Origin of the sequence: Pseudonocardia lutea (assembly GCF_042658055.1) — a bacterium.
Taxonomy (GTDB): Bacteria; Actinomycetota; Actinomycetes; order Mycobacteriales; family Pseudonocardiaceae; genus Pseudonocardia; species Pseudonocardia lutea.
Genome location: NZ_JBHSQK010000074.1, coordinates 24,895 through 37,761, shown reverse-complemented (window position 1 = coordinate 37,761; position 12,867 = coordinate 24,895). Strand labels below are relative to the sequence as shown.

11 protein-coding genes are annotated in these 12,867 nt (G+C 72.0%); all 11 read right to left on the bottom strand.

Going from position 1 to position 12,867, the window contains the following annotated elements:
* Positions 1-150: 150 nt before the first annotated feature.
* On the bottom strand, positions 151-1,284 hold the full coding sequence (gene ribB / locus ACFQH9_RS25090; RefSeq protein ID WP_379569593.1) for a 3,4-dihydroxy-2-butanone-4-phosphate synthase: 1,134 nt from the start codon (positions 1,282-1,284) through the stop codon (positions 151-153).
* The gene (locus ACFQH9_RS25085; RefSeq protein WP_379569591.1) at positions 1,284-1,781 is read right to left on the bottom strand and encodes a flavin reductase family protein; all 498 of its coding nucleotides are present in this window, start codon (positions 1,779-1,781) and stop codon (positions 1,284-1,286) included. Before ACFQH9_RS25085 ends, ribB begins: the two co-directional genes overlap by 1 nt.
* A gap of 281 nt (positions 1,782-2,062) precedes the next feature.
* Positions 2,063-3,049: an NAD(P)-dependent oxidoreductase gene (locus tag ACFQH9_RS25080; RefSeq protein WP_379569589.1), complete on the bottom strand. Its 987-nt coding sequence runs from the start codon at positions 3,047-3,049 to the stop codon at positions 2,063-2,065.
* 14 nt (positions 3,050-3,063) lie between these two features.
* Positions 3,064-4,422 (bottom strand): MFS transporter, encoded by a 1,359-nt coding sequence (locus tag ACFQH9_RS25075; protein ID WP_379569587.1) that lies wholly within the window; start codon positions 4,420-4,422, stop codon positions 3,064-3,066.
* Entirely contained in the window at positions 4,419-5,855 is a 1,437-nt protein-coding gene (locus ACFQH9_RS25070; protein ID WP_379569585.1) for an MFS transporter, read from the bottom strand. The genes ACFQH9_RS25075 and ACFQH9_RS25070 overlap by 4 nt, the downstream gene beginning before the upstream one ends.
* Before the next feature lie 85 nt (positions 5,856-5,940).
* Positions 5,941-7,662, bottom strand: a complete 1,722-nt coding sequence (locus ACFQH9_RS25065; protein WP_379569583.1) for an ABC transporter substrate-binding protein — start codon at positions 7,660-7,662, stop codon at positions 5,941-5,943.
* A gap of 33 nt (positions 7,663-7,695) precedes the next feature.
* Positions 7,696-8,574, bottom strand: a complete 879-nt coding sequence (locus ACFQH9_RS25060; protein WP_379569581.1) for an ABC transporter permease — start codon at positions 8,572-8,574, stop codon at positions 7,696-7,698.
* A 5-nt stretch (positions 8,575-8,579) separates the two neighbouring features.
* Positions 8,580-9,623, bottom strand: a complete 1,044-nt coding sequence (locus ACFQH9_RS25055; RefSeq protein WP_379569579.1) for an ABC transporter permease — start codon at positions 9,621-9,623, stop codon at positions 8,580-8,582.
* Positions 9,620-11,110, bottom strand: a complete 1,491-nt coding sequence (locus tag ACFQH9_RS25050; RefSeq protein WP_379569577.1) for an MFS transporter — start codon at positions 11,108-11,110, stop codon at positions 9,620-9,622. The genes ACFQH9_RS25055 and ACFQH9_RS25050 overlap by 4 nt, the downstream gene beginning before the upstream one ends.
* On the bottom strand, positions 11,107-11,931 hold the full coding sequence (locus tag ACFQH9_RS25045; RefSeq protein ID WP_379569575.1) for an ABC transporter ATP-binding protein: 825 nt from the start codon (positions 11,929-11,931) through the stop codon (positions 11,107-11,109). The genes ACFQH9_RS25050 and ACFQH9_RS25045 overlap by 4 nt, the downstream gene beginning before the upstream one ends.
* Positions 11,928-12,839 (bottom strand): ABC transporter ATP-binding protein, encoded by a 912-nt coding sequence (locus tag ACFQH9_RS25040; protein WP_379569573.1) that lies wholly within the window; start codon positions 12,837-12,839, stop codon positions 11,928-11,930. Before ACFQH9_RS25040 ends, ACFQH9_RS25045 begins: the two co-directional genes overlap by 4 nt.
* Between the last annotated feature and the right edge of the window lie 28 nt (positions 12,840-12,867).

Here is a 12,867-nt window from a genome sequence, read left to right as displayed (position 1 = left end):
CCAGGTAGCAAGCAATCCGAGCTACCGGGGGAACCTCACTGGCTGGAACGACGGGCAACCCTACGACCCCACCCGACACGGCGATGCCGCGCAACTGCCCGAAACCCCGGCCGCAGCGTGACAACGATCTAGAGGTTGACACAGAGGGTGTCACGAGATCTCCAGGAGACGGACGGGCCGAGGCGCGGGCCCCGAGGTGGGCGCGGGAACGGGCAGGACGGCGAGGTCGGGCCGGGCGAGGCGAACGGCCGACGCAGGACCGGGAAGCAGCCGCACGGCACGCTGGCCGAGGTCGGCGAGGATCGCGCCGGCGGCGCCGTCGTCGGCCGGGGTCCAGGTGTGCCTGCCGGGTGCGCCGACGGCCCGTGCGCCCGGGCGGCGCAGGTAGACCAGGATCCCGCCCTCGCGGGCGACCAGGGCCGCGGACTCTGCGAAGCGCCCGGCGCAGTCGCAGGTCAGGGCACCGAAGACGTCGCCGGACACGCACTCGGCGTGAACCGCGACTAGCGGCCGGCTCGCCGGCCCGCGCCCGACAAGCGCAACGTGCTCGGTGCCGGTGACCTCGTCGCGGTACCCCACCGCGTCGAGCGGCCCGTGTTCGGTGGGCAGCCGGGTGGTGGCGGCGCGGGTGACCCGGCCCCGCTCACCGTCGCCGAACCGGAGCCGATGGTCGACGAGCTCGGCGATGTCGAGGACCGGCAGGTCGTACCGCGCGGCGAGCAGGGCCGCGTCCTCGCTGCCGGCCATACCCGTGCCGTCGCCGACCAGCTCGGCGATCAGGGCGACCGGGGGCAGCCCGGCCAGCCGGCACAGGTCCACCCCGGCCTCGGTGTGCCCAGGCCGGGCAACCACTCCACCGGCGCGGGCCCGCAGCGGGAGCAGGTGCCCCGGCCGGACGAGGTCGGCAGGCCCGCTAGCGGGATCGGCGAGAACCCGGGCGGTGCGTGCCCGGTCCTTCGCGCTGATCCCCGTACCGACGCCGTGCGCCGCGTCGACAGAGACCGTGTAGGCCGTGCCGCGCGGATCCCGGTTGTCGCGGACCATTGGATCAAGGGCGAGGGCGTCGGCGCGCTCGGCGCTGAGCGGGGCACAGAGCAGGCCCGACGTGTGCCGGACGGCCCACGCGGTCCACCGCGGCTCGGCCAGCGCGGCCGGGAGGATCACGTCGTACTCGTTCTCCCGGCCGGCATCGTCGGCGACGAGCACCGGGCGGCCGGCGCGCAGCGCGGCCACCGCGGGGCCGACCCGGTCGACGAGCGTGGCGGCTTCGGGCTGAGCACTCATCACGCAGCCAGCGCGGAGAGTGCGTGGAACCGGCTGCTGTGGAAGACGAGCGGTGCGACATCGTCGTGGGTCTGCAGGGCCTCCACACGCAGGAGCACCAGGTCGTGGTCCCCGGCCGTGACGATCCGGTGGATCGAGCAGTCGAGCCAGGCCGCGGCGTCGTGCAGCAGCACCGCACCCTCTTCGGTCGCGATGTAGCCGATACCGGCGAACCGATCCCCGGTCTTCGAGGCGATCTGCCGGCACGCCCGGTCGTGCGTGGACCCGAGCACGGACAGCCCGAGCCGCGGCCGGTCAGCCAGCAGCGGCCAGGTCGTCGAGGTGTGCTGCACGCACACCGACACCAGCGGCGGGTCCATCGACACGGACACGAACGAGCTGGCGGCGATGCCGACCGGGGCACCATCGCGCAGCGCGCAGACGGCGGTCACCCCGCTGGGGAAGGCGCCGTAGGCCCGCCGCAGCGCACCAGTCTCGGTCGGATCGGGGACGATCATCAAAGCCTCCTGTCACTATGCGGTGAGGTCTACGGAACCGCCCGGATGTTGCACGCGCATTACGCGTGACGATCGGCGGATTGCGCTGCCGGCTGCCCTGCGTACAGGACTTTGACCAGCGGCGACGTCGTGAGGACGCGGGCAATACGCCATGAGCTATCCCCCCCCCCCGCTGACGGCGGAGGAACCGGTCCCGCGCCGCTTCGTCCGCCGCGCCACCGACTGATGTGCACGATCGCGGATGCGTGTCCAACGGATCATGACTGTCAACGCCACGAGCGTCAGGACACCTGTTCGGCGCGGCGCAGCAGATCATCCGTCACGTCGTCGATCAGCGGGCGCCCCGCGCGGTACGCCTCCACCTGCCCCGCGACCAGCGCCGCGAGATCCCGCGCCGTACTGCGGGCGTCGCCGGCCATGTGAGGGGTGAGGAGCACGTTCGGCATGCGCCATAGTGGGTGGTCGGCCGGGAGCGGCTCGGGATCGACGACGTCCAGGCTCGCCCGGATCCGGCCGGTCGCCAGCTCGGCCACCAGGGCGGCCGTGTCGACGGTGGCGCCCCGCCCGATATTGCTGAACAGGGCGCCGTCGCCCATCCGTGCCAGAAATGCCGCGTCGACGAACCTTCGCGTCTCCGGCCCGAGGGGCAGTGCCGAGGCCACGACGTCAGCTCGGGCCAGCCAGTTCTCCAGCTCGCCCAGCGGGCGGACGTGTCGCCCGGCCTCGACCCGCGCGGTGCGGGCGAACGGCACGACCGTAGCCCCGCAGGCCTCCAGCCTCCGGGCCAGTGCCTTCCCCACCACGCCGTGCCCGAGCTGCACCACCGTCGCGCCCACGAGACTCTCCAACATGGATGCCGGGATCGCGCTGGTCGGGTCGTCCACGTCGACCCAGTCGCCGCGGTCCTGGGCGCGCACGTAGTCCGGGAGCCGCCGCAAGGCCGCGAGAATCCCGAGCAGTCCCTGCTCAGCGGTGGTCTCGGCGATCACGGACGCCGCATTGTGCAGCCGTGCGCCCGCGGGCACGTACTCGGCCACATAGTCGTAACCCACGCTGAGCACCTGCACCCGCTCCACACGGGACAGCTTCCGCATCCGACGGCGGCGGGCGGGCCCTCCGCGTCGGTCGATCGCCACGAATCGGACGTCCGCCTCCGGCACCGCACCCGCCTCCAGCTCGTCCCACAAGGCGTGCCGCCAGCCCACAGGAGGCGTGCCCAGCGCCCGCAACTGCAGGTCGTCCGTCACCAGCACAGCACTCGACCCCATCCGAAGGTCCTCTCTCATCCGATCCGTACCCGCCTCGCCGCCAGCAGCGCAGCCACCAGCCCGATGACCCCCAACGTCGCCGCCGTCGCGACGTAGCCCGCCACACCGCCCGGCGCCCCCAGGACGACGGCCAGTACCAACGCCGTGCTGAGGGCGAGCGCCCCGTTGTGCAGCACCGACCGGAACCCGTTGGCAATCGCCCGACGGTCCGGTGCCACACCGTCGATCACCCGTCTGGTGATCGAGGCCATGAACATGCCCTCGCCGAACCCTGTCAGCAGCAGGAGCAGCGAGATCCCGACGACGCCCGGCGCGGCCCCCAACACCCCGGCGAGGCCGACCATCGAGCACCCGACACCGAGGGCACCCGCTGTCGTCAACGCACGCGCCGAGATCCGCCGGGCCAGCATTCCGGTCACGGGCGAGGCGACGACGAGGGCCAGCCCCATCGGCAGCGCCAGCGCCCCCGCAACGCCGGCGGACATACCTCGCACGGTCTGCAGATAGAGCACCACCAACAGCACCGACGCCCCGAACGCGAGGCCGGCGCAGAAGGACGAGCCGTAGGCGTAGCCGCGGTCCCCGCCCAGCAGGCGCAGATCCAGGATCGGCTCCCGTACCCGCCGCTCGACCATCACGAACGCGGCCAGAGCGACCAGCCCCACGGCCAGCCCCACCCCGGCGGCACTCCACCGGCCGTCGGCAAGCAACTGGCCGGCCAGCAGGACGGCCCCGATCCCCGCGACCGACAGCACCGCTCCGGGCACGTCGAGGCGGAACCCGGGCGCACGACCGGGCGCGTGCGCGTACCGCAGGCTCCACCATCCGATCGCGAGGGCGAGCACCCCCAGTGGCACGGTGCAGACGAAGATCGACCGCCAGCCGAACGCGTCGACGAGCAGCCCGCCCACGAGCGGCCCGAGCAGCGTCGCCGAGCCTCCCGCAGTGATGTTGAGCGACAGGGCGAGCGGGAGCCGCGGTGGCGGGAAGACGTCGCCGAGCACCGCCGTCGTGTTGCTCACGGCCGCAGCCGCAGCCAGGCCCTGCGCGACCCGCGCGGCGATCAGCACGCCGTCATGCGTGGCCGACGCGCAGACCACCGAACCCGCGGTGAACACCGCGAGTCCACCGAGGTAGAGCGGACGGCGTCCCAGGGAGTCCGACAGCTTGCCGAAGACCAGGATCGTCGCCGAGTTGGCGAGCAGGAACGCCAGCACCATCCACGATGCGGTGGACCGGCCTCCCGCCAGGTCGGTCGTCATCGAAGGGACCGCCACGCCCAGCGCGGCCGCCGAGCCGAACACCAGCAGCGCGGACAGTGACGTCGTGACGAGCACCGCGACCGCCGCGGCCCGGCTCACGCGCTCGGTCATGCCGCCGCCTCCTCGGGCAACCGCTCGGCCACTACTCGCCGGACTCGCCACGGGCCGCCGCGGGCGATCCCGAACATGGCCGCGACGAGGTCCGCAGCCGCGCACACCGACAGGGCCACGGTGAACGCGGTCTGCACGGCCGGTCCGGCGTCGACGACGTCGTAGCCGCCGAGGCCGGACGCGGACACGACGAGCAGCACCACGCTGGTCCCGAGCGCGGCGGCGCTGTTGTAGAGCATCGAGCGCACAGCGTTGGCGACCGTGCGCCGCTCGGCGGGCACACCGTGCATGATCGCGGCGGTGTTCGGCGTCGCGAAGAGCCCGATCCCGGCGCCGACCAGCACCAACCAGCTCATCGTCACGGCGAGCGGCAGGGTCGGAGGGGACACCGCCAGGCCCACCGATCCGACCACGGACAGCAGCCCGCCGAGGGCGGTCAGAGTTCGAGCGGTCAGAAGCCCGGCCAGCCGCCCTGACAGCGGCGTGGCGATCACCATCGCCAGGGCCATGACCATCCCGGTCAGGCCGGCCTCGGCCGCCGAACGCCCGACGACGATCTGCTGCTGGAGCACCACCAGCACGGTTACGCCCGCGCGGCCGAAGGACTGGAAGAACGCGGCCCCGTAGGCACAGGCCCTGGCCTTGTCCTGCACCAGTGCGAGGTCGACGAGGGGATGCTCCAGCCTGCGCTCGAGCAGCCCGAAGACCACGAGCAACAGCCCTCCGGCCGCGAGCGGCACCCAAACCAGCGGGTCCGCGGGTCCTGCGGTGGACAGCCGGTTCACGCCGTAGAGCAGGCCGGCGAGGGCGAGCGCGGACAGCAGCGCGCCCTTGGCGTCGAACGTCTCCCGACGCCCGGTGCGCGGCCGTGGTCGCGGCAGCACCCGCCACCCGAGCAGGACCGCGGCGATCCCGAACGGCACGTTGACCAGGAAGACCGCTTGCCAGCCGAAGGCGGAGACGAGCAGCCCGCCGATGGTCGGGCCCACGGTGTTCGCGACCGAGGCCGCGGTGAGGTTGAGGCTCAGCCCGTGGGCGAGCCGGTGCTCGGGGAAGGCGTCCGCGACCAGTGCGGACGAGTTCGCGACGATGGTTGCGGCGGCGACGCCTTGCAGTGCCCGGACGGCGATGAACGTGCCGGCGTCCGGGGTCACTGTTGCCAGGACGCTGAGCACCATGAACGCGGACGCGCCGAGCAGGTAGATCCGGCGCCTGCCGACGAGGTCGGAGATCCGGCCGAACACGAGGATCGAGGCCGTGTTGGCGAGCATGAACGCCAGCAGGAACCAGTCCGCGAGACCCGCGGGAGCGCCGAGGTCCCGGGAGAGGGCGGGCAGGGCGACGGTGATGGATGTGCCGTTGATCAGCACCAGCGCCAGGGCGAGGCTGGTCACGGCGAGGACGGCGTACGGGTTGTGGGGCTTCCCGGACACCGGGCTTTCGGGGCGCGTGGCCGTTCACTTCCCAAGGTCGGGGCGGGGACGTCCAGAGGATCTCCGGCGTCCCCCGCCCGGTGGGTCAGGTGCTGATGATCGAGATGTTGCCGAAGTCGATCGCGTTCTCCGAGCGGTAGGTGAAGCCGCCGATGTCGGTGCGGAAGATCTGGGAGGGCTGGATCGAGCAGACGAAGATCTCCGGCGACGAGTCGACGAGGATCTTCTGGGCCTCGAGCCACAGCGGGCCGGCCTCCGGGCTCAGCGGGTCCGGGATGGCCTGCGCCCGGTTCACCACCTCCCAGAAGCGCGCTGCCGAGGCGTCCTGCCACCGCGACGGGTTCGACGCGTCGTTGTTCGGCTTCCAGAAGATCGTGCAGGCGTACGTCGGTGTCTGGACCTGGGACCGGTTGCGATAGATGATCGCCTGCCCGGTCGCGTTGTTGCGCATGGTCGAGAAGTCCGCGGCCGTCTTCTGATCGATCGTGATGTCGAAGCCGGCCTCGCGGGCGTAGGACTGGACCAGCACGCAGGCGTCGACGAGGTCCTGGGTGGCCGTGGACACCGACAGTGTGTAGGCGATCCGGTCGTGGCCCGCCTCCGCCAGCAGGGCCTTCGCCCGGGCGACGTCCGACGACGGCTTCGGCAGCTGCGAGACGTCGTAGTTGCGGGTGTTGGGGTTGATGTTGCCGACCATCGGGACCGCCCGGCCCGCGTAGATCTGCTGCATGATCTGCTCGTACGGGACGGCCAGGGCCATGGCCTTACGGACCCGTTCGTCGTCGAACGGGGCCTTGTTGGTGACCAGCGTGAGGTCGACGTACTCGATGGGGTCCGCCTCGGGCACGACGACCGCATCGTTGTTCGCGAGCCGGGCCTGGTCGGTGGGCCGGATGCCTTCCGCCATGTCCACGTCCCCGCTGGCCACCAGGGAGGCCCGCGTGCCGGCGTCCCCCACCACGCGCAGCGTGACCTGGCCGATGGCGGGTGCACCGTAGGCGTAGTTCGGGTTGGCGGTGAGAATCATCTCCTGGTCGGGGGTCTGCGAGGTCACGTGGTACGGCCCGAGGCCCCAGCCGCCGTTGGCCTTCGCCCACTCCAGGGCGTAGGGGTCCGCCGAGGTGGCGTGCTGCTTCAGGGCGGTGGAGTCGTAGATGTGGCCCTGCAGGTTGGCGAGCAGGCCGAGGAACGTGAGGCCGAAGCCCGCGTTGGTCAGGGTGAACGCGACCGTGTTCTGATCGACCTTGCTGATTGCCGGCGGGCCGGCGAACCCGCCCTGCCACACCGTCTTCGAGTAGGTGGGGGTGTTCCACTTGCGCTCGAAGGACCACAGCACGTCGTCCGCGGTGATGGTGTTGCCGAGCGGGCTCATCAGCCCGGGGCGCAAGTGGAACGTGTAGGTCAGGCCGTCCGGCGAGACGTCGTAGGACTCTGCGACGTAGCCGACGTAGGTGTTGAAGTCCTGCGCCACGGTGTTCTCGGTCTTGCCCGCGATGTAGGGGTTCCGGACAAGGCCCGCCTGGAGGTTGGCGTTCATCTCGAACGACTCCAGGGTCAGGCCCCCGCCACCGACGACACCGTCGAGCGTCGGTGCGAGCGCCGGAACCGCGACGACGAGGGAGCGGCTGCCCCCTCCGCCGCCCGCGGACGAGCCCCCGCCGCCGCCCCCGCAGGCGGCGAGGGCGAGCAGGCCGAGGCCGGACAGGCCACCGGCGATGAAGCGGCGGCGGCCGAAGGCCGAGTTCATGATCCCTTCGCCGCGGGCCGAGAGGATCGGCGCGGGCACCGGGGAGTCGGGCTGGGTCACGGGGGTTCTCCTAGGGGGTGGCGCAGCGGGGGATCAGTGGCCCGGGGAGCGGGTCAGGCGGGTGATGACGCCGGTGAGCAGGGCGGCGGACGACACGGCGACACAGAGGGCGAGCGCCGGGAAGAGGGTGGTCCACCAGCCGCCGAGCATGACGTCGGAGATGCCGTTGGAGATCATCACGCCCCACTCCGGCGTGGGCGGGTTGAGGCCGACGCCGAGGAAGCCGAGCGATGCCGACACGATGATCGAGACGCCGAAGATGTTCGAGCTGTTCTCGATCGCGGGTCGCGCCGAGTTCGGCAGGACGTGCCGGACCATCACCTGCCACGGGAAGAGGCCGGCCATCCGGGCGGCATCGACGTAGGCGTCCCCACGGACCTTCAGCACCTCGGCGCGGGTGAGACGCACCTGGTTGGGCATCAGGATCAGCGCGAGCGCAACGCTGAGGCTGACCAGCGACGGCCCGAACAGCCCGACCACGACGACACCGACGATCAGTGGCGGGACGGCGTCGGTGAGGTCGGTGAACCGGGTCATGCCGCGGCCGAAGAGCCCGCGCGCACCGCCCGCCGCCTCGTTCATGCCCAGCACCAGGCCGAGCGTCAGGCCGATGGCGGTGGCCATGAGCGTGACCAGGACGGCCATCACGAGGTTGACCTGCGTGGCGGCGATCGTCCGGGAGAACACGTCCATCCCGGTCGAGTCGGTGCCGAACAGGTGCGTGCCGTCCGGGGCCAGGTTCGCGGGCGCAACGACCGTCTCCGGGTCGAACGGGACCACCCAGCGCGCGACGATGGTGAGCAGCACGAGCAGCGCGAACGGCAGTGCCGGCAGCCAGGTGCCCCACGTGGACGCCCGTCGGGCGCGGGTCGGAGCGGTGGCGGTGGGGACCGCCGCGAGGACTTCGATCATGGCGCTCAGCCGTCCGCTCGGACGCCTGGGCGGCGTCGGGGGTCGAGGATCATGTTCACGAGGTCGACCAGGAAGAAGACCAGCAGGCAGAGCCCGGCGATCACGACCAGGAAGCCCTGCAGGCCGACGAAGTCGAGCTGCTCCACCGACGTGATGGCGAACTGGCCGACGCCGCCGAAGCCGAACAGCTCCTCGATCACGACGACGCCGCCGATCAGGCCGCCGAACATCGCGCCGAGCATCACCACCGACGAGGCACTGGCCTGCCGCAGGACGGACAGGTAGATCGACGGGCGGGTGGCCCCGGACGCGACCTTGAACAGCGTGGGCGAGGCGTTGACCTGCTCGCTCAGCCCGAGGCTCAGCTGCCGCCAGAGGCTCGGGGTGTGCACCAGGACGAGCACCGCGAGCGGGAGCACGTACCGTTCGGAGATCGCGCCTAACACCCCCCACTGACCGGTGACCACGCTGTCCAGCAACGGGAACCCGGTCACGTCCGGCATCGTCATCCGTGGGTCGACCCGACCGAGGGGCGCCGGGATCACCTGCAGCACCACGAAGAACAGCACCAGGCCCAGGATCGCCACGGCGAAGTCCGGCACCGAGCCGGCGAGCTTGCCGTAGCCGCGCAGCACAGCGTGCAGCCGCGGACTGCGGGTGGTGACCGTGATGAAGGCCAGTACCAGCGCGAGGACCACCGAGCCGAGCAGCCCGAGGCTCACGAGCTCGATCGTGGAGGGCAGCCGCGACATCACCTCCTCCCACACCGGACGGCCGGTCACGGGCGACGTGCCCAGGTCGAACGTGATCAGCTCGGACCAGAACCGGCCGAACTGCTCCCAGACCGAGCCGGACAGGCCCATCTGCTCGGCCGCCCGGGCGTAGTCCTCCTGCGTGAAGCCGCCGCTGGCGTCCACGCGGGCCATGACCGGGTCACCCGGCACCAGCCGGACCAGGAAGAACGCCACGCTCGCGAAGACCGCGATGTGCAGCGGCAGCACCAGCGTGCGGGTGAGCCACCAGCGGTGCCGGGCCAGGAAGGGGGTCAACGGTCCTCTCCTCTCGGTGCGGGCGACGGCGCCGGTGCTGCCGCTGTGGTGATGGGCTCGGTGGGGGTGACGAGCCACGCGCCGGATCGCCGCAGCGACGTGACGGTGGCGGCGAGCGCACAGCCGACGAGCACGGCGGCGGCCACGTGGAAGCCCCAGAGGGCGCCGGAGGGATCGGCGGCGACGCCGTCGTAGCCGCCGACGCCGGCGCCGGCCAGCCCGGCGGCGGCGAGCAGCAGGGCCGTCGCGGCGCCGAGGGTCTGGGCGCTGTTGAACATCAGGGAACGGATGCCGTTGGCGATCCCGCGCCGGTCCACCGGCAGGCCGCGCACGATCGACGCCGTGTTGGGCGCCATGAAGATCCCGTTGCCCGCCCCGACGAGCACGAGTCCGATGTGAAACAGAGGCCCGGTGCCCGTGCCCGTCATCGACAGGCCGAGCAGCAGGTAGCCCACCGCGGCGAGTGCGCAGCCCGCCGAGGAGACCGAGCGCGGGGTCAGGAACCGGGCGAGCACGCCCGCGACCGGCGAGGTGACGACGAGCGCGGCGGCGGCCACCGTCGCGGCGACGCCCGCCTCGATGCTCGAGGCGCCGAGCACTGTCTGCTGGTAGAGCACCACGAGGACCAGCGAGGCGGCCTGCGGCAGGGCCATCAGGAACGCGGTGCCGTAGGCCAGCGCCCGGTTCCGGTCGGCCACCAGGCCGAGGTCGACCAACGGCCGCGCCGCCCGGCGCTCCACGATCACGAACGCGCCCAGCACCGCCAGCGCCACCGCGCCGAGCCCGAGCACCCGCGGATCGGTGACGCCCCAGGCGGACGACCGGTTGACCGCGAGCAGCAGGCACGCGAGCCCGACGGCCGAGAGGACCGCACCCGGCACGTCCAGCGACTCCCCCGCACTCGGCCGGCGCCGGTCCTCCGGGAGCACCGTGGCCGCCAGCACCAGCGCGATCACCCCGAACGGCACGTTGACCAGGAAGAGCGACCGCCAACCGAAGGACTGCAGTAGCAGCGCGCCGACCAGCGGCCCGAGCATCCCGGCCACCGACGCCATCATGATGTTGATGCTCAGCGCGCCCGCCAGCCGGTGGGCCGGGAAGACGTCCGAGATCACCGCGGTGGCACCGGTGATGATGATCGCGGCGGCCACGCCCTGCACCCCGCGCAGCGCGGCGAGCACGACGGCGTTGCCCGCGAAGGCGCCGCCCACACTGGACACCACGAGTACCGCGAGCCCTGCGAGGTAGATCCTGCGCCGCCCGACCATGTCCGAGATCCGCGAGACGATCAGCACGGACATGGACAGGGTGAGCATGAACGACAGCAGGATCCAGTCCGCCGTCGCCGCCGCGACCTCGAGGTCCGCCGAGATGGCGGGCAGCGCGACGTTCGTGGCCGTGCTGTTCGAGAAGATCAGCAAGCTGCCGAACGTCGTGACGACCAGGACGGTCCAGCCGCGCCTGGTCGCCGGATCTGTCACGGTCACGCCGGCTCCGCGAGGGGGACGAGGCGGCGAGGCCCGCGGCGGTACGCGTCGAGCAGCGAGCTCGTGTAGGGGTGTGTCGGGCGGTCGAGCACCTGCTGGGTGGGCCCGTGCTCCACGACCTCGCCGCGGCACATGACCAGCAGCTCGTCGGCCACGAAGGCGGTCGCGGGCAGCCCGTGCGAGACGAACCCGAGGCCCACCTCGTGCTCCTCGCAGTAGTCCCGGATCATGTTGAGCACCGCGCCCTGTACGGAGACGTCCAGGGCCGAGACCACCTCGTCGCACAGCAGGATCCGGGGCCGCACGACGAGCGAGCGGGCCAGCGCGAACCGCTGACGCTGCCCGCCGGAGAGCTGGCTCGGATAGCGGTCGAGCATCCGCCGGTCCAGCTTGAGCAGGTCCAGCACGGGCAGGATCTCCGCCTCCGCTGCGGTCCCCTCCAGCTCGCGCAGCACCCGCAGCGGGGTGGCGACGGCGTCTCGCAGGGTGCGGCGCGGGTCGAACGAGGAGAACGTGTCCTGTGCGACGTACTGCACGGTGCGCCGCAGGTCCCGGGTCCCCGTCTTGCTGCGCAGGAGCTGTGCCATCGACGCGCCGTCGAGGGTCACCAGGCCCTCGGTGGGTTGGTCCAGCCCGACCAGCAGCCGGGACAGCGTGGACTTGCCCGACCCGGACTCCCCGACGATCCCCACCGATGTCGAGGAGGTGATCTCCAGGTCCAGCGGTCGCACCGCGACGTGCTTGCCGAACGACCGGGTCAGGCCCTCGGCCCGTAGCGAGACCGGTTTGCGCACCTCACGCCGCATCGACGCGTCGCTCACGCCGACACCGTCTCGGGGACCTTGGGCGCCGTGTCCACCCGGTCGAACTCGGCCCGCGCCTCGTCCGAGAGGGTGGGCAGCCGCCGCAGCCGCGCGGAGTCCAGCGTGGGGACGCACTCGGTGAGCGCCAGCGTGTACGGGTGCCTGGCGTCCTGCTCCACCCGATCCGCACGAACGACGTCCACGATCCGGCCGTGGTACATCACGACGATCCGGTCCACGTACATCCGGCAGAGCTCGATGTCGTGGCTGACCACGAGCAGGCTCGCGTCCGTGCGGTGGGTCATGTCCCGCAGCAGGTCCATGACGTCCCGGCTCAGCGAGGCGTCCAACGCCGACGTCGGCTCGTCCGCGATCAGCAGCTTCGGCTCGCTGCACAGCGCCAGCGCGAGCATGACGCGCTGGCGCATGCCGCCGGACAACTCGTAGGGCCGGAGCTTCAGCACGCGCTCGCCGTCCGGCAGGCCGACCTTGCCCAGCCACTCGACGGTGAGCGTCCGCGCCTCGCGCCGGGAGACCCGGCGCACCCCGCGCAGCACGTCGGTGAACTGGGAGCCGATGGCGGCGACCGGGTCCAAGGAGGTCATGGCGTCCTGGAACACCATCGACATGTCCCGTGTGCGGTACGGGATGGTGTGCTTCTGCACCCGTACCACGTCGGTGCCGGCGAACCGGAAGGACTCCGTCGTCCGTTCCACGCCCTCGAGCGGGAGCAGCCCCGCGATGGCCAGGGCCAGCGTGGTCTTGCCCGAGCCGGACTCCCCCACGATCGCGACGTGCTCGCCGCGGTCGAGGGTGAGGGCGGCCCGGTCGACCGCGACCGTGGCGTCGGCACCGCTGCCGTAGCGCACGGTCAGGTCGCGGATGGCGAGCAACGGCTCGCCTGCGGTGGTGTCGGGTTCGGTCACGGGTCCTCGTTTCGGCGGAGGCGGAGCT